Here is a 19,481-nt window from a genome sequence, read left to right on the forward strand (position 1 = left end):
GGAGAATTGCCTTGAAGACCAAGCTCATGGCCGGCGCGTCGGCGCTGACTCTGGTGATGATCGCACCCGGTGTCGCGATGGCGCTGCCCAGCGGCGAATGCGGCGTTCCGAACACTTCGGCCAGCCCGAACGTTGCTTCGTGCATTTCGGATTCGACCGATTTCCAGAACGGAATCTCTTACGACCAGTCGATCTACGGGACGGCTGCCGATCTCAAGGTCGATCTCTACGGGACCGTCCTGGTCAATGCGACGACGAATGACACGGGCGTTAGCGTCTCCGGTTCGGCCGATCATGATGCCCTGATCACTGCGCGCAACGGATCGCGGATCAATGCCTCCCGGACCGGCCTGGAAGCAGAGACTTTTGGAACCGGCGATGCCGTGATCGAGAATCACGGCCGCGTAACAACCGGTGCACTGGGTGCGACCGCCCTGGCGAGCGGTACGGGCATGGCCTCCATCACGAACGCCAGCGACGGCACGATCACCGTAACGCAGCCGTCGGGTTCGTCCGTTCCCGTAGTTGCGGGCCTTGCCATAACCGGTCAGAACGGCAACGTGCTGAACCAGGGCATCGTTACCGTGAATTCCTTGGGCGCAGCGGGATCGGTCGCTTACGGCCTCGGCGGCATGGGCCTTGGCGGAGGCACCGTCACCCTGACGAACGCCAGCCAGGTGACGGTGACCGCGACGGACGGTGACGCCATCGGCATCGGCTCGCCCCCCAGTGACGGCAACCTCGCAATCGCGAACAACGCCAACCTGACGGTCTCGTCCGGCACGGGTAGCGCGACGGGCCTTGTGGCCGTGGGTACGGGCTCTGTCGGCACCACCAGCCTGACGAATACCGGCGTTCTTTCTGTCACGTCGCAGGGTGGGGCCGCCGTCGGCATGTCCGCTGCCCAGCGCAGCGATGTCGCCATGGCGGCAACCCGCGCCAGTGCCGGCAGCACCTTCAGCGTTTCCGGCGCTGACGCCACCGGATTCGAAGTGACGGATGCGAGCGGTGCGGTAAGCGTTTCGGGCACCGGGCAATATGTGCAGGTAACAGCGACCGGCGATGCGACCGGTGTGTCGGTTTCCGGCGGAACGACGCAGGATGTTTCGTTCGAACCGGCGATCGTCGGCGGAATCGGTTATTCCGGCGACGTTGCGGTAAACGCGGGCGGCCAGGCCGCCGGGGTGCTGCTTAGCGGCGCCACGGGCGGCGTTTCGGTGGACTTCACGGGCGCGCGTCTCTCGGTCAGCAGCACGGGCGGCGGTGCCACCGGCATCTCCGTGGAAGGCGGCAGCACGGTCGGCATCTCCGTGGTGCCGGGACTGGGCAGCGGCGCGACGCTTGCGGTTTCCGCAGCGGGTGGCACGGCCATGGGCATCGCGACTTCGGGCGCGACGGGCGCGCAGACTGTTGCCGTGGGCGATGGGTTCCGTGTCACCAACACGGCCGGCGATGCACACGGCATCGCCCTGGCAGACGGCACGGATCAGACGGTTTCGCTGGCCTATGGCGCTACGGTTACCGGCTCCGACGGTGCAACGGGCGTCCGGCTCACGGACGGTTCGGGAGCAATCGCACTGACCAGCTCGGGTGCGCTTTCGGTTGACGGCGGCATCGGAGATGCCGACGGCGTGTTGCTGAGCGGCGGTTCGAGCCACGCGGTCACGCTGGAAGATGCCTTCACGGTGACGAGCGAAGGCGATGTGCGCGGCGTTTGGTCCGAAGGCGCGCAGGGCAGCGTCTCCATCGCAGCGCAGGACACTTTCGGCGTCACCAGCACGGGCGAAGGGCGCTATCTGACCGGCATCTACATCGGTTCCGGTACGGACGAAACCGTGGCTCTTTCGAAGGGGCTCTCGGTTCAGGCATCGGGCGAGGCTGCCGGTGTCGTGATGCAGGGCTCCGGCGCCCTCACGCTGACCTCGGCGGAGGATTTCGCAGTCACTGCCACGGATGGAGCGGCTCTGGGCGGCTACATGATCGGCGGCACGTCGCAGAGCGCCCGGTTCGATGGCGACCTGGTTGTTTCGGCCGCGAATTTCGGTGACGGCTTTGTCCAGTTCAACGGGACCGGCGCGGTGTCGTTCGAACTTGCCGGCGATTTCACCGGCACGAACCTGCAGGATGGCGTCATCCAGTCGGGCGGGCAGACCCAGTCGATCGCGATCGGCGGCGATTTCTCGCTCTCCTCGCCGAATGGCTATGCCTATGGCGTGCAGCAGGCCGACGCGAACGAAAGTTCCAGCCTCGTGGTGGACGGCGCGTTCGACGTGGCGGCACGGGACTATGCCAATGGTGTCAACCTTTCCGGTAACGATGCGACCGTATCTCTGGCTCAGGGCATGACGGTTTCGGCGGCGGGAGACGCGGCCGAAGGTCTGACCGCCTCTCTGAACGGCGACGCTGACATCTCGCTGGGCGGCGCGCTTACCGTGACGAACGCTCTCACCGCGACCGGCGGCGAGGCGACGGGCATCTACATCGAGGCTTCCGGCGCGCAGTCGATCGAGGTTGCAGGGCCGGTTACGGTTTCGGCTGATGGCCAGTCCAACGCGGTGGAACTCTACGGCGATTCCGGTGCGGTAACCTTCGCGGCGAACGGTGCGGTTTCGGCAACGAGCGCCAATGGCGCGGCACTGGGCGTGCTCGCGGTAGGCGGAACGGACCAGACCATTACCTTCGGCGATACGGTGACGGTAACGGCAGCCCGCGAGGCGAACGCCGTCAACCTGTTCGACGGCACGGGTACGGCCACGGTGCGCGCTCCGGCAGGCCTCACGGTTTCCAGCTCGCTCACCAGTGCCGGCGGCATCTGGGCCACGAACGGCACGAACCTGTTGATCGAGGATCTCGGAGACGTTTCCGTATCGGGCGAGTACAACGCTCACGCCATTCGCTCGATCGGCATGTCGGGCGACCAGAGCGTCACGGTTGGCAATGTGTCGACGGTCTCGCGGCTTGGCGATACCGTTGGCGTCAGCCTTTCGGGAGCCGGATCGATCGAACTGGTGGGAACCGGCGTGATCGCTTCGGAAACGCAGTTCGGCACCGGTGTTGCCGTTTCGGTGGAAGGCACCGGGTCCGATGGCGCCATCGATGTCACTCTGGCCGACGTGCGGGCCTCGGGCGATCGTGTCCAGGGCGTGAGCCTCGTGCAGACGGCGGCTGACGGAACGGGCACGATCGGCGCAGTCATCGCCGGCGTGACCACCGATGGCGACGATGCCGCCGGCGTTACCGTCCAGGGTTCGCAGTCGGGCGCGGTTTCGCTCGTTCTCGGTCAATCCGCGGCGCCTGCCCTCCTGCTTGCGGCGGCCGATGAGACGACCAATGGCGTTTCGACCCAGGGCGATAACTCGAATGCCGTGGACTTCACCGTCATCGACGGCGCCGGCACGCTCACGAACCTCGGCACGATCTCGACGACGGGCGCGAATTCGCTCGGCATCGCGGCGTCCGCGACGGGCACCGGCTCGATCTCCATCGGCAGTGTCGCCGTGACGACAAGCGGCGCGGGTTCGGACGCCATCAGCGTTCAGACCGGCAGCGGGGCGCAGACCCTGGTGCTGCAGACGGTCACGGCTTCGGGCGAAGGATCGCGCGGTGTCGTCGCGGTTTTAGACAGCGGCGCGATCACGTTGACGAGCGGACAGGTCTCGGCCGTATCCGGCGATGCGATCAGCCTCACGTCAACCACCGGCGATATCGCGGCGACCCTCGCAAGTGCCGGTTCCACGGTCTCCGGGACGGGCGCGGGTCTCGTCATCACCACGGGCGGCAGCGCCGATGTGGTGCTGGGCAGCAATGCGGTGCTCCAGGGCGGAACGTTCGGTCTGTCTTCCGATGCCGAAGGCGGCCAGGATGTCGTGCTTGCAGGTACGGTCAGGGCGGACAGCAACCATGCCGTCGCGCTTTCGGGCGGTGCGGCAACGCTGACCAACAGCGGCACGGTCGACGGCTACATGACCTTCGATACCGCCGCCACCACGCTGACCAATAGCGGTACGTGGAACGCTCACGGCGGAGACACGACCTTCACCGGCGATGCCACGCTGATCAACAGCGGCACCTTCAAGGTCAATGCCGCCGCTTCGGCAGCGGCAACCATGAACGTGACCGGCCTCACCACGTTCCGCAATTCCGGCACGATCAGCCTCGTCAACGGCCATACCGGTGACGTTCTGAACCTTGGCGACGCGGCCTTCGTCGGTTCCGGCAATTCGCGCGTGGTGCTCGAAGCCAACCTCGGCATCGCTGCCGTGGGGTCAAGCGCGGCCCAGTCCGCCGATCAGCTGACGGTCGGTGCGGCTTCGGGAACGACCACGCTGTCCATTACCGACCTCAGCAGCACGGCGGCAGCGCGCTTCAACTTCGACGGCATCCGTCTGGTGAACGCGGATTCCGTGGCGAATGGCGCCTTCGTTCTGGAAGGCGGCAGCATCAACAAGGGCTTCGTCGACTACCGCCTCATGACCGATGGCGACGGCAACCTCGATCTCGTGGGCGTTCCCAGCGCGGAAGCCTTCGAACTCATCCGCACGGGTGCCGAGGTGCGTCATTATTGGCGCCGTTCGGGTGACGCCTGGTCGGAACAGATGCGCGCCTTCGCGCGGCAGGATGGCCTTTCGCTCTGGGGTCAGGTCCTCGGTGGCAGCGAAACCAACCGGTCGCGTCCGATCTACTCGGAAACCGTGCTGGGCACGGCCACGAGCTTCGCGCCGAACCTCGACATGCGCGACAGCTGGTGGGGCGGCCAGTTCGGCCTCGATTGGGGCAAGGGCAGCGATGGCACCGGCTGGGGCCTTGGCGTGACCGGCGGCTATGTTTCGCAGGAAGGCAAGGTCAAGGCGAGCGGTGACCGTATCAAGATCGATGGCGGCAACGTGGGCCTCTACGCCCGCTATCGCAGTGCGGACGGGTTCTTCGCCCATGCGCTGGCCAAGCTCGATCGCTATTCGATCAAGTACGATTTCGGCAACGGTGCCGCTGCGCCGAAGACGAACGGCACGAGCTATGGGGTCGAAGTCGAGGCAGGCTACCACATCCGCAGCGGTGCGGTGTTCTTCGAACCTTCGGCCAGCGCTTCGTGGAGCGACGCCGACCTCGACGGCTTCAGCGGCGCGCAGAGCGGCGTTGGTGCCCGGTTCGACCATGTCCAGAGCTTCTACGGCCGCGCCGGCCTGCGCGCAGGCGTGGAAACGAAGGCGGGCGGCTGGACGTTGCAGCCCTATGTCGGCGCGAACTGGGAAGGCGAGATGAACGGCCGTCCGGAGGCGACGCTGTCGTCTGGCGGCGAGAATCTGCTCTTCCGGGATGCCTCGGAAGGCGGACGCGCACGCTTCGAAGCCGGTATCCAGGGCTCCTCGCAGGGCTTGTCCGCTTTCGCGAAGGTAGATGGCGTGACCGGCTCGGGAACCAGTGGCATTGCCGCGCGCGCGGGCGTTTCCGTTCGCTGGTAAGCAGGATGCCGGTTGTCCCGGCCTGAGCACGAAAGGAGGGCCGGGGCATTGCTTCGGCCCTCTTTCTTTGGCCCCGTCCTCGCGCCGGAGCGTGTCGGCGCCGAAGCGGACTTCATTGACGATAGCGGCTTGGTGGAATGCCCAGCACGCGTTTGAACATCGTCGAGAAATTGGCCGGCGTGTCGTAGCCGAGGTCCAGTGCTATCACGGTTATGGCGTCGCCCGCTGCAAGCCTCGGAAGCGCGGCCGAGAGGCAGGCCTGCTGCCGCCATTCGGCAAAACTCATGCCCGTTTCTCTTCGGAACAGGCGCGTGAAGCGCCGACGGTTCATGGCCAGGGCATCGGCCCATTCATCGATCGTCACGGTTGCTCGGGGAGCTTCGAGGAAGGCGTGGCATCGCTGGGCGAGCGCGGCATGACGGGGAAACGGCACAACGATCGGGATGACCGGCGCGCGAGCGATCTCTGCGACGAGCAGTTGCATGACCAGCCCGTCGCGCGCGTCTTCTTCATACTCGATCGGCACTTCCGAAGCGGCGACAAGGAGTTGCCGGAGCAGGGGGGAAACGCCGACGACCCGGCAGGTCCGTGCCAGCGTAGCGCTGGCGGTCTGGTCGATAAGGACGCTGCGGGTCTGCACCGCGCCTACCATGCGGACGGTATGGGGTGTTCCTCCCGGAATCCAGACGGCGCGTTCGGGCGGCGCAACCCAGGCGCCTTCGGGCGTGCTCACGGCGACGACGCCGCTGGCGGCATAAAGAAACTGGCCGCGCCGGTGGCGATGTTCCGCAAGCTCGAACGAGGGCGGATAATCATTGCCGATGCCGACGACCTGTCTCGGGACGTCCTCGTAATCGTCGGGATGCCGCTGTTCCATCGGTTGTCCTGAAATCAAAGATGAATGACCCATATGTCGAAGCGGGACATTCAGGAAGCGATTATGCGCATCCCTTGATCAAGATGAAACGGGAAGAGGAAAGAGGATGGCGGCAACCAGACCGGCAACCGGATCGGCAGAACCCATGAACGGAACAGTGTTCGGCGTCATCGTCGCCATCAGTTTCTGCCATCTCCTCAACGATATGATGCAGTCGCTGCTTCCCGCGATCTATCCGGCGCTCAAGTCCGATCTGCACCTCAGTTTCGGGCAGATCGGGCTGGTTACGCTGGCCTACCAGATCACCGCATCGATCCTTCAGCCGCTGGTGGGGCTCTATGCGGACAAGCGGCCGACGCCGCTGGCATTGCCGGGCGGGACACTCTTCTCGCTTGCGGGTCTCACGGTTCTTTCGGCGGCACATGTCTATTGGCTGGTGCTGGTGGGCGCATCGCTGCTCGGCATGGGGTCTTCGGTCTTCCATCCGGAATCCTCCCGCGTCGCTCGCATGGCGGCGGGGCAGCGCCATGGTCTTGCCCAATCGCTGTTCCAGGTCGGCGGTAACGCCGGACAGGCCCTGGGGCCGCTGGCGGCTGCGCTGGTTGTCGTGCGGTGGGGACAGTCCAGCCTGGCATTCTTTGCGCTGCTGGCGCTGCTTTCAGGCGCGGTGCTGTGGAACGTCGCGGCCTGGTATCGCAATCACGGGCTGGGGCGTCTGGCTGCCAGCCGCAAGATCGCCGAGGGCGTAAGCCTGCCGCAGGGGCAGGCCGCACGCGGCATCGCGATCCTGCTCGCGCTGATCTTCTCGAAATATGTCTATCTCGCCAGCCTGACGAGCTACTACACCTTCTACCTGATCCAGCGCTTCGGCCTTTCCGTGCAGAACGCCCAGTTCCACCTCTTCGCCTTTCTCGCGGCCGTGGCGGCGGGGACGATCTTGGGAGGCCCGCTGGGCGACCGTTTCGGGCGAAAGTACGTGATCTGGTTCTCGATCCTGGGGGCGCTGCCGTTCACGCTGCTCCTGCCCCACGCCAGCCTGTTCTGGACGGGGCCGATCACCGTGGCGATCGGGCTGATCCTGGCATCCGCATTCCCGGCAATCGTGGTTTTCGCCCAGGAACTCGTGCCCGGTAAGGTCGGCATGATTTCGGGCCTGTTCTTCGGGTTCTCCTTCGGGATGGGCGGTATCGGCGCCGCGGCGTTGGGCTGGCTTGCCGACAGGACCGACATCGACACGGTCTATCAGGTTTGTACCTTCCTGCCGGCGATCGGGCTGCTTACAGCATTGCTTCCCGATCCCGGCAAGGCAGGGCGCCCGGCCTGACGCGGCCGCCTAGAGGCGAGGGTCCACCACGGTGCGGATAGGGGCACCGGGGCCGGACATCGCCGCAAGCGCATCCGCCACCCCGCCGATGCCGATCTTCTCGCCCAGCCACGGCCGCACGTCGATGCGGCCGTCTGCGATGGCGCGCATGGCAAGCTCCATGTCCTGAGGCTCCTCCCCGCCCGCGAACTGTATGTTGAGGCGCTTGTTCTGGGCGGCGAAAACGAAGAGCGCCTCTTCCTCCATGCAGTATCCGCCCATGACGATCCGGCCGTCGAAAGGTGCAGAAGCGATGATCCGGGCCAGCATGCCCTTCTGCCCGACATTTTCGTAGACGAGGTTCACCCGCCTAGCGCCCAGCCCCGGCAATGCGCCGTAAGGATCGGTTTCGCGCGGGTCGACCGCGAGGTCCGCCCCCATCCGAAGGGCGAGTTCGCGGCGGGCCGGGTGGAAATCGGCCGCGACGATCGGTCCGATACCGGCCAGCTTGAGTCCGGCGATCACCCCCAGCCCGATCGCGCCGCAGCCCAGTACGAGCGGGACGTCGCCTTTTTCCGGGCGGCCGCGCCGGGCATGTTCCAAGCCCACTGCCAGCGGCTCGATCATGGCGGCGAGATCGTCTTCCAGGCTGTCGCTCACTTCGAGGAGCATGGCTTCATCGAGCAGCATCAGTTCGCCGAAGCCGCCCGGGCAATCGTGGCTGAAGCCGATTACGGCATGGGCACCGCCGGTGCGCATGATCGGTACCGAAGTCACCCGGCGACCGGTTCTGATCCGGCGTTCGCTGCCCGGACCATAGTCTATCACTTCCCCGACGTATTCGTGGCCGGGGACGAAGGGCCTGCTCTGGTCCAAGCGGGCATAGGGACCGCCGAACTGGCGCGACAGGTCGATGACGTTCTGGCCCGCATGGAGGAAATGCGCTTCGGATGCGCACATGCCGCAACTGTGCGTGCGGACGAGCGCCTGCCCCTTGCCGGGAACAGGGTCGGGAACTTCGCCGACATGAACCTGACCGTTTTCGATAAATGCGGCCCTCATCGTTGGTTCTCCTCATGGATGGAAGCCGGAAAGCGTGCGGGGTCGAGCTTCAGGGCGGCGTAAGAGGGGTCCGAACCGTCACGGCGGCCCTGGTTGCTGTGTCCCAAAGCGGTGACGGGGCGGATTTCCTCGTGCTCGAACACGACCTGGCGATGGACCAGCCCCCATTTCCCCAGCCGCTTCTCCCAGTTGTCGCAATAGCGGCCCCAGACCGCGATCTGGTAGAGCTTTCCATCCCGCTCGGTGCGCATTGTGCCGTTTACATAGGCTTCGCTTCCGGCGCGGTCTCCGGCCAGCGCGACGAGGATGTTCGTGACCTGATGGGAATGGCTCAGGAGGTTGCGGTGGTCCGCGCAGATCCTGTCTATCACGCCCCGCCCCGGACCCTGATAGTAATCGGCGCCGTAGTCGGCATGGCCGTTCTCGTGCCAGATCGAGTGGCCGAGAGGGATGTCCAGACGGTCCACCGCGCGGCAGTAGGCATGGATCAGGTCCCGGATTGCGTCCTTGTCCGCGAGTTCGCGAAGCCGTTCGTCGCTGTCGGTCATTCTGCCTCCTGACCGGCCATGGCGGCGCTGATCTGCCGGATACGATTGCGGCGCTGCGCGGCGGAGCTTCCGGCATAGCCGGCGTCCTCGTCAGCGAGACCCCAGTTGCAGATCGGGCCATGAGGCAGGCGGGCGAGCCCCAGTGCCGCCACGTCTTCAGGCGAGGCGCAGCCATCCGGGAGCGTTTTTCCCTGACGGGCCAGCAGTTCGCGGTGGGCCGGAGTGTCCGTGCGGCCCATCACGAGGTTGAGCACGTCCACCCCATGCGGCTGCAATTCGGCCCACAGCGCTTCGCCGAAGACGAGGTCGAAGGCCTTGCTTCCCGCATAGGCGGCGATGCCGGGCAGTCCGCCGTAGCAGGCGCCGGAACCGCACAGGATCACGCCGCCACGCCCGCGCGCGCGCATCGGGGCGGCAAAGTGATGGCAGGCGCGCATCACGGTCATCACGTTGCGCATGACGAGGGCATCCCAGTTGGCCAGCGCGCCGTCGAGGAACGGGGCGCCATTGGCGTCGGCCCCGGCATTGAGGATCAGCAGTCCGATTTCCCGGTCTTCGGCCAGTTCGAGCAGCCGGTCGGCGGCGTCGTTGGAAGACAGGTCTATCGAGGCCGTCAGGCAGGTTACGCCATGCTCCGTCAGGATCGTTTCAGCGAGTTCGTTCAGCGGCGCAAGCCTGCGGGCAACGAGGATGAGGTTGAAGCCCTGGGCCGCCAACTGGCGGGCAAAGGCGGCGCCGGTCCCCTCCGAGGCACCGGCGATCAGGGCCCAGGGGCCATAGCGTGCATGCAAGTCCAACCTTTTCGCTCCTCCCGTTACAGGGCGCTTTCCTGGCTGCCTGTGCAAGGCCGGCCGGTGCGCCTTTCTGTCGTCCTATCGCAGCGATGGTATCGGATGCGGCGGATCGGATGGGGTGGAAACGATGCGGGCAGGAAGAAGATCGCCGGCGCGTTGAGGAGGAACTCCCCCGCGCCGGCAAGGGCTCACTGGTTCTGGGGAACTGCCGCAGCCGGAGCCGGATTCGCGTCAGGAGCCGGCACGGGCGGGCTGGCAGGCGCCGGGGTTTGCCCGGGGCCGGGTTCGGGTGCCTTTTCAGGCGCCGGGCTTTCCTTGCCGCCGGGCGTGGGCAGTGCCGGGCCGTAGACAGGAACGACGTTCTGAAGGTGGCGGCCGTGCAGCGCCTCGATCTCGGCCGCGCGCTGTCTCAGGTAAAGGTCGCGGTAAGTCGTATAGGGATCTTCGTCCTTGCGGATTTCGCCGATCGTCTCATCAAAGGCCGCGCGCTCGCCGAGCTGCGCGAGCACGGTGGCGGGGATGACGAAGGCAGGCTTGTTGAACGGCTTGCCCACCGCGGCAGGCAGCAGCAACTTGTCCACGGTGTCGCCGATGATGTCGCGCAGCGTGGTTGGCCCGACGATGGGCAGGTACATGTAGGGCCCCGGCCCGACGCCGTAATAGCCCAGGACATTGGCAACGCCGTTCGGCCGGTAAGGCAGGTTGAACGGCTTGCGCTTCGCCACGTCCATGATGCCGGCGATTCCCAGCGTGGTGTTGATCGCGAAGCGGCCCGCCGTTTCCGCCGCCTTGCCGGGCTTGAACTGCAACAGGTAGGCGGCGAACACCACCGGCTCGCCCAGGTTTGAGAAGAAGTTGCGCAAACCCTTGCGGACGGGGCGCGGCAGGCCCTTGTTGTAAGCCTTCGCGACCGGCTCGACCACCGCCTTGTCAACGGCCTGCACGGCCTGGAACGACTGGGCGTTGAGATGCTCCAGCGGGTCTCCGGGCGTGTTTGACCCTGCAGTGACGACGATAGTCGATTCTTCATCGCCGGGCGGAGTGCCTTCGCTTCCAGCCGGGGGTGCGGGAAGGGCTGCGCCGGTCGCATCGGCCGGCGTGGCGGGAATTGTCGGAGCTGCCGGATCTGCGGGAGCTGTGGCGGCGCCTGTTGCACCGGGTTCGGCCGGTGACGGCTGAGTGGAACCGGCCACTGCGACATCGGAAGAGGGAAGAGCGGCGACATTCGCGGGCGCATCAGGCGCTGCCTGTCCAAACATCAATGCCACAGCTACGGCCGACAGGCTCATTCAACAGTCCTTCGTGGGCCGCGTGCGAGGGGGGCAGGGCGGCCATCCTGATTTCGCGGCGCACTTGCGATTTCGCAAGGGGGCGCCGGTATTTGGCGCATTCAATGACTGCCGCTGCATTCGCGGCTAGGCGGGATTGCCGCTTTCGTCAATTGATCAGACCCTCTCGCGCGGGCCGCCTGTCGCTCAACCCACGCCATTCGTGGCATTTTCGCCACGAGCGTTCAGTACCTGTCCCTGGGATCCGAAACATCGGGTCCGATCACGGTGCCGACGAAGCCCGTTCCTCGCCATCGGCCTCCTGGCTGAAGGTCATCTCTCCGCCATCGGCGGGTATGGTAAGTGTTACGGGGCCTCGCACATCGCGCGGCCGGGCACCGGCCATGCGATCGTTATCGCTGTCTTCGCGGGCCAGCAGGCCGATGCGGGGCGCGCCGCCGCGCCGGATCAGGCCGAAGAACAGGAACGAGCGGTCCGACTGGACCGCCGAAAGAATGGGGCCGGGCCCGCCCCGATGGGAGCGGACCCGGTTCCAGATCAGAACTTGACGTTCAGGGTCGCAATCGCGGTACGACCGGCTGCCTGGCTCACGTAGTGCGAGGCATAGGCCTTGTCGAAGTAGCGCTTGTTGAACATGTTCTGCACGTTCACCTGAAGCTGGAAGTTCTCGCTGAAGCTGTACGAGGCGTTACCGTCGAAGCGCCAGTACGACGGAGCGTAGCGGGCCAGCTCCTTCGAGATCACGACCACGCCGTTCTGGACGCTGCGGCTGTCGGAATAGCCGCCGTAGACCTTGCCCATGTAGATGGCGCCGCCACCCACGGTGAAGGCTGATGTGACCTTGTAGTTGGTGAAGGCGGTGAAGCTGTGCTCCGGCGTGTTGGGGAAGCGCTTCCCGGTGTTCACGCTGGGCGCATAGACGCCGCTCGTTGCGGTGAAGCCACCGTCAACGATCTTGGAGTCCATGTAGGTATAGCCGCCGAAGACGTTCCATTCGGGCGTGATGTTGCCGTTGAAGCTCAGTTCGATGCCCTTGATCCGGCGTTCGCCGATGAAGGACACGAAGCCGTTGGCGTCCGTGGCGCGGGCATTCTTGGTTTCCGTCTGGAACGCGGCCAGTGTCAGCGCGAGGCTGTCGCTGAACAGGTTCCACTTGGTGCCGACTTCGTAGGACTTGGTCTTCTCGATCTTGAGCGCGTCCGTCAGTTCCTGGGGCGTCTGGGTGGTCGAACCGCTGGTGTTGAGGGCGTTGCCCTCCGAACCGTTGGCCAGGTACGAGCCGGGAGGCGTCGCTGCGGACGAGGTCGAGATGTAGATGCTGCCGTTCGAGGCGGGCTTGAAGATCAGGCCGGCCTGATAGGTCCACAGGTTGTCGTTACGCTCGTACCAGCTGCGGTCCGTGGTCGCGTTCACGGCGAGACCGGGGCTCACGCGGGTTTCGTAGCGATCGAAGCGGCCGCCCAGGTTGATGAGCAGCGAGTCGGTGATGGTGATCGTGTCGAACAGCGAGACCGCCTTGGTGGTGGTCTTCGACAGGGTCCAGGTCTTGGGCAGGCTGCGCTCGATCCCGGCGACGACGTTCGACGCGTCGGAAACGTAGCTGACCCAGGGATCGGACGGGTTCGGATCGGTCAGGCTGGTGCAGTTGTAGCGGTTGGTCGAGTCCGTGCCGCAACGGCCGCCCGTTGCGGTCGTGCCGGTAGCGATAGCCGCGCCGGTTGCCGCGTTGGAGACGTAGCTGCCGTTCTTGGCCTTTTCCTCGCTGAATTCGGCGCTCAGCGCGAAGCTGTTCTTGATGCCGCCGACCTCGAACTGGCCGGACAGGTCGGTCTGGTTCAGCAGGCCGGTGGTTTCGCTGTAGCGCGAGTTCACGCGGCGCCACACCTTGCCGGAATTGGCGACGTTGCCCTGGCTGTCGTCAGGCTGGGTCCAGACGTAGCCCTGGCTGCTCTCGCCGTAGCGCGTGGTGTTGCGCAGGGTGAAGCCGTTGCCGAATTCGTGCTGGGCGCGAACCGTGAAGTTGTTGACGTTGGTCTTGCGGAAATCGCGGTCCACGAGGCCGTAGTACGCGCCCCGGCGGACCTTGGCGCCGGTGGTTTCCGTAACGTCGGAGGGGGCGTTGTTGATGGTGTAGTAATAGGGAATGCCCGAATCCGGCAGTTCGTCGGTTTCGAGGTGGTAGTAGCTGGCCGTCACGCTGGTCGGGCCGTTGAGCCCGATCTTGATGGACGGTGCGACGCCCCAGCGCTTGGACCAGATGGCGTCGCGGCCGGCAACGTCCTGGTCATGCCACATGGCGGCCAGACGCACGCCGACGAGATCGCCCAGCGGCTGGTTGATGTCGATCGTGGCGCGCTTGTAGTCGGCGTTGCCGAGGCTGCCCGAAGCGGCGATGAAGCGGTCCGGTCCCGGCGTCTTGCTGACGAGGTTGATCGAGCCACCGGCGCTGCCGCGCCCGCCCATCGAGCTGTCCGAGCCCTTGACGACTTCGATCTGCTCGATCGCGAAGACTTCGCGGCTCTGGGCGCCGATATCGCGCACGCCGTCAAGATAAGTGCTCGCCTGGCTGTCGGAGCCGCGGATGAACGGACGATCGCCAAGCGGGTTGCCGCCTTCACCGGCGCCGAGCGTGATGCCGGGCACCGTGCGCAGCGCATCGGCGAGGGTGGTGGTGGCGGTGTCCTTGAGCAGCTGTGCCGGGATCACCGTGATCGAGCGCGGCGTATCCACCAGCGGCGCGGTGTACTTCGGCGAATCCGCCTTGTCGGTCTTGTAGCTGCCTTCTTCGATCGCGGTATCGGTGACGGTGACGCCGCCGAGACGCGGGGAAGCGGCCGTGCCGGCCTCCTGCGCGAGAGCGGGCGAGGCCGCGAGGCTCACGCAGCTGAGAGCCAGATAGGCCGGCGCGGCGGTGGACGTCGAGTTACGGAAACGGGACAGAGACACTAAACCCCCCTTTTTGTTGCCAATGCATTTCAGTTCGGGGCGCTAATGCGAATGATTTGCATTACTGACAAGAGGGAATCGTATTGCTGGGGAAATAAATGCCGCGCCGATTTCCGAAGTGGAAATGGAAATTGGCAACGAAAAAAGGCGCCGTTACCCATATGGCAGCGACGCTTGTTCATTGCGGTAATTCAAAACGACCGGCAGCCGGTTTTCTCGGCTGCTAGTTTCCTCCGTTTCTAATTAATCTTTCTCGTTTTTCCTCAATCGGCTGGGGTAGCGGTAAACGCCGTGTCCGATCTTTTCGACGTAGCCCTGCTTGCCCAGCGTGCTCAGGTATTGATGCGTTATCCCGACAGCCAGGAACTGGGCCGTCGTGGAGATCGGGTTGCGGCGCACGATTTCGAGCGCCCTGGCGCGCAATGTGCCGGGTTCCGGTTCACGTTGTCCGTCCCACAGCGGCTGGCGCCTGACAGGCAGATCGCCCCGGGATTTCGCGGAAAGCGCGCGGTCCACATAGCGGATGCGGAAGCAGGCGTGGCGGTCGGTGTAGTCCTCAAGCAGCGGGGGGCGGGGCGGCAGCCTCCGGCCCTCGTTTTCCAGTTCATCCGCACAGGTCTTGAGCGCATTCTGGAAATCGTTGGCGAGTTCCCACTCGCCGGACTGCGACGGGCGCTGGAACAGGGTCAGCCTGCTGAGAATGGCCAGTTCGTCATCGTTCACGAAAGCCGAGCCCGGTGCGAAGATCGACAGTCCGTTGGCGATGGCTTCGCGGGCGAGAAGTTCGAAGCCTTCGCGAAGCGCGGGTTGTGGGGAGGCATGCCGTTCGGAACCGGCAGGAGCATCTCCGGGAGCAGCCATGGCGCGCAGCAGCAGGATCACTCGCCGTTCCTGGAAAGCCAGGCTGCCAAGCTGCTTGAGCCCCTGGCCGATGGACGGCCGCGATCGGCCCGAACCGCGGGCAGGGTGTGCCGTTGTTGCAGGGCCTCCCTTCCGGCCATTCGTTTCGGCTGATTGCAGCATGGAATGCCGAGTACCCCGCGGGAGCCACACGCAGGCTGAATCCTGTCGTTCAGGTTCGGTTTAGGTTTCCGGGCCGTCTTGCGGTTCTGCTCGGGTTCCAGCCGTTCGGAGGCCGAAGTTTATGGCGAGCAGCTTTGACAAATCCGCGTGCCGGCACGATCAGGCATGGCGCCGGCCGAGGGGCGGCGGAAAGCGGGAAAGCGAATGTCATGACTCTATCGATTGGCACGGGGCGATGACGCTGATCCCGCGTTCCATCCGCGGGCGGCTGTTGCTCGTCGGTCTCTTGCTGACGGGCATTGCGCTCGTTGCGGCCACTGTCTCGATAGATGCCGTGCTGGATACGCATGTCCGGCGCAGCCTCAACCAGAGCCTGGACGGCCAGATTGCGCTGCTCGCCCGTAGCGTAAGGGCGGATGGTACCGTGGATCGGACCCTGCTTCAGGAGATCGGGCCCTATACCCAGTATCGCAGGGGTTGGGCCTGGCGGATCGAGACACCAAGGCAGGTCTACACCTCGACCGAGAAAATCGGCCAGATCGATTTCCGGGAAGAGGGGCCGACCGGACGAGAGGGGCATTTCGGCGCCCCGCCCGAGATTCTGCGGACTGGGAGCAGCGGGCCGTTCTATGTGCGGATTCTCGAGGAAGACAGGCCGGCCGGTCGGATCAGGATAACCGCGACGGCGCCGCATCTTGTGTACGAGCGGCTCCGAAGCGCCGCGATCATGCCGGTGCTGGTCACGCTGGGCGGCCTGAGCATCGCGCTGCTTCTGGCTTCGCTGGTGCAGTCCCACATCGGGTTGAGGCCGCTGGCCCGCCTCAGGAAGGCGCTGGGCGAAGTGCGGGCGGGGCGGGTCGGTCGCGTTCCGGTGGACCAACCGGTGGAATTGCGCCCGTTCGTGGCCGAACTCAACGACCTGCTGGATGAAAACGAGGCCGCGCTGGCCCGTGCGCGCGGGCACGTGGCCAATCTTGCGCATAGCCTAAAGACCCCGTTGGCCACCCTTTCCGTCAAGCTCAACGATCTGGGTCGCGATCCGGACGGGAAACTGGGCGAACTCGTCGCGCAGATCGACGGCGCCATTCGGCATCACCTTGGCCGCGCCCGCGCCGCCTCGCCCGGCGCGCCGGGGCGGATCGCCGTCCTGCTGGCGCCGGCGGTGGCGGACCTGATCGATGCGCTGGGCCGGATCCATGCCGATCGCGGGGTGAGATTCGAGAACGGGATCGCATCCGATCTCACGGTGAAATGCGATCCGCAGGACCTTACCGAAATGCTTGGAAACCTGCTGGACAATGCGGCGAAGTGGGCGGCCTCGACGATCGTGGTGACGGGCGAATGGAACGGCGGGCAGGTTCAGGTGAGGATCGACGACGATGGCCCGGGCCTTGGCCAGGCGGTGATCGAGCAGGCCCTTGTCCCCGGGCGGCGTCTGGACGAGCGGGAGGACGGCCACGGCTTCGGGCTGCCGATCGCGCGCGAACTGGCCGAATTGCACGGAGGGTCGCTTGAACTCGGCGCTTCGCCGCTTGGCGGATTGCGGGTGATCCTGTCGCTTCCCGGCTGAGCGTCCGAGGGCAGGGCCGAGGGCAGGGCCGAGCGGTCAGGCGGCAGGCAGGCCGAGGCGGTAGCCCCGTCCGCGCACGGTCTGGATCATGTCGGACCCGACCTTGCGGCGCAGGCGTCCGATGATGACCTCCAGCGAGTTGGAATCGACGTCGGCGTCGTATTCGTAGGCCTTGTCGATCAGTTCGCGGCGTTCCACGACCATGTCCTTGCGCAGCATGAGCGCCGAAAGAACCCGCCATTCGAAAGCGGTCAGGCGCAGGGGCAACCCGTCCATCTCGAAATGGCCGAGTTGCACGTCGAACGTGAGCGAGCCGCATTTTATCCGCGTGGCCGCATGGCCGCGCGAACGGCGCACGAGGGCGCGCAGCCGCATCACCAGTTCCTGCACCCGGAAGGGCTTGATGAGATAGTCGTCGGCGCCGGCCTTGAAACCGGCCACCTTTTCCGACCAGGCATCGCGGGCGGTCAGGATCAGCACCGGCAGGTCCAGTTCGTCCGCGCGCCAGTTCTGCAGCACGGTAATCCCGTCCACCTTGGGCAGGCCGAGGTCGAGAACGGCGGCGTCATAGCGTTCGGTGGCGCCGAGATGGCGGCCGTCCTCGCCATCGTTGGCGATGTCGACGGCGAAGTTTTCCGCGCGCAGCGTCCGGGCAATCTCCTCGGCAAGAGGCTGATCGTCTTCAACGACTAGGACACGCATTGCTTACCTCCACGGAAAGGTTTCCTTGGCCCGCCGTGCAACGGCGGGCAAGGAATTTCCCGTGGCATTTGGCGCGAAGGCCGCTTTCAGCTTCCGACGATGATGCCGCCGTTGGGGTGAAGGACCTGCCCGCTCATGTAGCTTGCATCCTCGCAGGCCAGGAACAGGAACGAGGGCGCCACTTCGTTGGGCTGGCCGGGGCGGCCCATCGGCGTATCCTCTCCGAAATGCTCCAGCTTCTCCTCGCTCGCGCCGCCGCAGGGGTTGAGCGGCGTCCAGATCGGACCGGGCGCGACTGCGTTCACGCGGATGCCTTCGCCGACGAGGTTTTCCGAAAGCGAACGGGTGAATGCGGTGATCGCCCCCTTTGTGGCGCTGTAGTCGAGAAGTTCCCTGCTGCCCTTGTACATGGTCACGCTGGTGCAGTTGACGATGCTCGCACCGGCCTTGAGGTGTGGGCGCGCGGCCTGGGTCATGAAGAACATGCCGAAGATATTGGTCTGGAACGTGCGGCGTAGCTGTTCCTCGGTGATATCGGTAATGTCCTTGTCGGGATGCTGTTCTCCCGCGTTGTTGACCAATACGTCGATCCGGCCGAAACTCTCGATGGTCTGGCGCACCGCGAGTTCGCAGGCATCGGGGGATCCGATATCGGCGCGTATGGTGATGGCGCGGCGGCCTTCCGCCTCGACGATCCGCTTCGTTTCCGCCGCGTCCTCGTCCTCGCTCAGATAGAGGATCGCGATGTCGGCGCCCTCCCGCGCGAAAAGTGCGGCCACGGCCCGGCCGATCCCGCTGTCCGCTCCGGTGACGATTGCAACCCTGTCCTGGAGGCGGGCTGAGCCGGGATAGCGGGGTTGCCACTCCGGCTGGGGCTGAAGTTGGTTTTCGTCGCCCGGAAGGGCATCTTCGTGGATCATTTCCTGGATTTCGGCCACGGCGGTCTCCTTTCGGTTCGAACCCTCCACGCCGGACCCAACGTGCGGACGGCTTCGCAGTTTCGCCGTTCCATCGTGCTGCGACGGGCCGTTCGCGGGGTCGGCCAGTCGGCGTCTTCCGCGGGATAGGGCTGTCCGGGCGGGAACCCGGAGCGCGGCCGCGTCATTGCATGGGCATGCCATTCGCGGGAGATGCCGAATGCCCCAAGGTGACAAGAGCAGCTATACCGACAAGCAGAAGCGCAAGGCCGCCCATATCGAGGAAAGCTACGAGCAGCGCGGCGTCAGCACGGAAGAAGCGGAGCGACGCGCATGGGCCACCGTGAACAAGGAATCCGGCGGCGGCAACAAGTCCGGCTCCGGGCGCGGGAAGGCCGATACCCATGCCTCCTCCTCACGCGGGGGGAAGGCGCACAAGTCGGGCTCGGCCGAACAACGCTCGGCGGCGGCGCGGAAAGGGTGGGATACCCGCAGGCGGAGCGGGAAAGCCTGATCGCTGCATGCCCGTTTTGCGGCGAAGCGCTATTTCCATATCGCATTGAGTGCGGGGAGCAGGTGATCCCGGTGCTCTGGGGGAACCCTTTCCAGCAGTCCCTGCTCGAACTGCTGGATCAGGGCGCCGACGACCGTCATCTTCGCTTCCCCTTCGGCCGAGAGCACGACGGCCTGCGATTTGCCGTCGATCGGCTGGCGGCGGATGAGCCCGGCACTTTCGAGCCGGTTGAGCAAGGGCACCATATTGGCGCGCTGAATATCCAGCGCCTTGCCGATCTGGCTGGCGGTCAGGTCGGAACGTCCCTGAATCATCACCAGCACCGCCGCTTCGGTGACCCGCAGGTTCTCCGGCTCCAGCAGGTTGCCGAGTTCACCCATCACCGCATTTGCCGCCCGGCGCAGTGCATAACCGGGGAAGGTCGCGAGCAGGTCATTCAAGGGAAGTCTCTCCAAATGCTATTGACGATAACAATCT

General features: G+C 65.4%; 14 protein-coding genes. 4 read left to right on the forward strand and 10 right to left on the reverse strand.

What is annotated here, in order from left to right; genetic code table 11:
• Window positions 1-11 precede the first annotated feature (11 nt).
• Window positions 12-5,459, forward strand: a complete 5,448-nt coding sequence (locus tag U9J33_RS22670) for a hypothetical protein (RefSeq protein ID WP_324699237.1) — start codon at window positions 12-14, stop codon at window positions 5,457-5,459.
• A 112-nt stretch (window positions 5,460-5,571) separates the two neighbouring features.
• Here the strand turns inward: U9J33_RS22670 and U9J33_RS22675 are convergent, their stop codons facing one another.
• Window positions 5,572-6,336, reverse strand: coding sequence for an AraC family transcriptional regulator (locus tag U9J33_RS22675; RefSeq protein ID WP_054437391.1), 765 nt, complete (start codon window positions 6,334-6,336; stop codon window positions 5,572-5,574).
• Window positions 6,337-6,442: 106 nt separating this feature from the next.
• Between U9J33_RS22675 and U9J33_RS22680 the strand changes: the two genes are divergently transcribed.
• Window positions 6,443-7,660 carry an MFS transporter gene (locus U9J33_RS22680; RefSeq protein WP_324699238.1) on the forward strand — a complete coding sequence of 406 codons (1,218 nt, stop codon included), beginning with the start codon at window positions 6,443-6,445 and terminating at the stop codon, window positions 7,658-7,660.
• A gap of 9 nt (window positions 7,661-7,669) precedes the next feature.
• Here the strand turns inward: U9J33_RS22680 and U9J33_RS22685 are convergent, their stop codons facing one another.
• From U9J33_RS22685 to U9J33_RS22710, 6 genes are all read right to left on the reverse strand, one after another.
• Window positions 7,670-8,701 carry a zinc-binding dehydrogenase gene (locus U9J33_RS22685; protein ID WP_132469527.1) on the reverse strand — a complete coding sequence of 344 codons (1,032 nt, stop codon included), beginning with the start codon at window positions 8,699-8,701 and terminating at the stop codon, window positions 7,670-7,672.
• Window positions 8,698-9,249: a nuclear transport factor 2 family protein gene (locus tag U9J33_RS22690; RefSeq protein WP_324699240.1), complete on the reverse strand. Its 552-nt coding sequence runs from the start codon at window positions 9,247-9,249 to the stop codon at window positions 8,698-8,700. Before U9J33_RS22690 ends, U9J33_RS22685 begins: the two co-directional genes overlap by 4 nt.
• A complete protein-coding gene (locus U9J33_RS22695) occupies window positions 9,246-10,046 on the reverse strand; it encodes an SDR family NAD(P)-dependent oxidoreductase (RefSeq protein WP_054437387.1) in 801 nt (266 codons plus the stop codon). Before U9J33_RS22695 ends, U9J33_RS22690 begins: the two co-directional genes overlap by 4 nt.
• Before the next feature lie 185 nt (window positions 10,047-10,231).
• Window positions 10,232-11,332 (reverse strand): VacJ family lipoprotein, encoded by a 1,101-nt coding sequence (locus U9J33_RS22700; RefSeq protein ID WP_324699241.1) that lies wholly within the window; start codon window positions 11,330-11,332, stop codon window positions 10,232-10,234.
• Window positions 11,333-11,869: 537 nt separating this feature from the next.
• On the reverse strand, window positions 11,870-14,278 hold the full coding sequence (locus U9J33_RS22705; protein WP_324699242.1) for a TonB-dependent receptor: 2,409 nt from the start codon (window positions 14,276-14,278) through the stop codon (window positions 11,870-11,872).
• A 243-nt stretch (window positions 14,279-14,521) separates the two neighbouring features.
• Window positions 14,522-15,160 carry a type IV toxin-antitoxin system AbiEi family antitoxin domain-containing protein gene (locus U9J33_RS22710; RefSeq protein WP_324699243.1) on the reverse strand — a complete coding sequence of 213 codons (639 nt, stop codon included), beginning with the start codon at window positions 15,158-15,160 and terminating at the stop codon, window positions 14,522-14,524.
• A 376-nt stretch (window positions 15,161-15,536) separates the two neighbouring features.
• Between U9J33_RS22710 and U9J33_RS22715 the strand changes: the two genes are divergently transcribed.
• A complete protein-coding gene (locus U9J33_RS22715; protein ID WP_324699244.1) occupies window positions 15,537-16,871 on the forward strand; it encodes a HAMP domain-containing sensor histidine kinase in 1,335 nt (444 codons plus the stop codon).
• Between the two features lie 36 nt (window positions 16,872-16,907).
• Here U9J33_RS22715 and U9J33_RS22720 read toward each other — a convergent pair whose 3' ends face one another.
• Together U9J33_RS22720 and U9J33_RS22725 are read right to left on the reverse strand one after the other, a co-directional pair.
• A complete protein-coding gene (locus tag U9J33_RS22720; RefSeq protein ID WP_185999314.1) occupies window positions 16,908-17,573 on the reverse strand; it encodes a response regulator transcription factor in 666 nt (221 codons plus the stop codon).
• Window positions 17,574-17,659: 86 nt separating this feature from the next.
• Entirely contained in the window at window positions 17,660-18,493 is an 834-nt protein-coding gene (locus U9J33_RS22725; RefSeq protein ID WP_221937383.1) for an SDR family oxidoreductase, read from the reverse strand.
• Window positions 18,494-18,710: 217 nt separating this feature from the next.
• On the opposite strand from U9J33_RS22725, the gene U9J33_RS22730 reads away from it, so the two are divergent.
• Window positions 18,711-19,004 carry a hypothetical protein gene (locus U9J33_RS22730; RefSeq protein ID WP_054437377.1) on the forward strand — a complete coding sequence of 98 codons (294 nt, stop codon included), beginning with the start codon at window positions 18,711-18,713 and terminating at the stop codon, window positions 19,002-19,004.
• A gap of 29 nt (window positions 19,005-19,033) precedes the next feature.
• On the opposite strand, the gene U9J33_RS22735 is transcribed toward U9J33_RS22730, so the two are convergent.
• The gene (locus U9J33_RS22735; RefSeq protein ID WP_243692702.1) at window positions 19,034-19,444 is read right to left on the reverse strand and encodes a MarR family winged helix-turn-helix transcriptional regulator; all 411 of its coding nucleotides are present in this window, start codon (window positions 19,442-19,444) and stop codon (window positions 19,034-19,036) included.
• Window positions 19,445-19,481 lie beyond the last annotated feature (37 nt).

The organism is Novosphingobium sp. RL4, assembly GCF_035658495.1.
Lineage (GTDB): Bacteria > Pseudomonadota > Alphaproteobacteria > Sphingomonadales > Sphingomonadaceae > Novosphingobium.

Excerpts from the sequence above, each read along its gene's own strand:
- U9J33_RS22675 (WP_054437391.1), bottom strand. The coding sequence starts at position 6,336 with ATGGAACAGCGGCATCCCGACGATTACGAGGACGTCCCGAGACAGGTC.
- U9J33_RS22680 (WP_324699238.1), top strand. The coding sequence starts at position 6,443 with ATGGCGGCAACCAGACCGGCAACCGGATCGGCAGAACCCATGAACGGA.
- U9J33_RS22685 (WP_132469527.1), bottom strand. The coding sequence starts at position 8,701 with ATGAGGGCCGCATTTATCGAAAACGGTCAGGTTCATGTCGGCGAAGTT.
- U9J33_RS22690 (WP_324699240.1), bottom strand. The coding sequence starts at position 9,249 with ATGACCGACAGCGACGAACGGCTTCGCGAACTCGCGGACAAGGACGCA.
- U9J33_RS22700 (WP_324699241.1), bottom strand. The coding sequence starts at position 11,332 with ATGAGCCTGTCGGCCGTAGCTGTGGCATTGATGTTTGGACAGGCAGCG.
- U9J33_RS22715 (WP_324699244.1), top strand. The coding sequence starts at position 15,537 with ATGACGCTGATCCCGCGTTCCATCCGCGGGCGGCTGTTGCTCGTCGGT.
- U9J33_RS22720 (WP_185999314.1), bottom strand. The coding sequence starts at position 17,573 with ATGCGTGTCCTAGTCGTTGAAGACGATCAGCCTCTTGCCGAGGAGATT.
- U9J33_RS22725 (WP_221937383.1), bottom strand. The coding sequence starts at position 18,493 with ATGATCCACGAAGATGCCCTTCCGGGCGACGAAAACCAACTTCAGCCC.
- U9J33_RS22730 (WP_054437377.1), top strand. The coding sequence starts at position 18,711 with ATGCCCCAAGGTGACAAGAGCAGCTATACCGACAAGCAGAAGCGCAAG.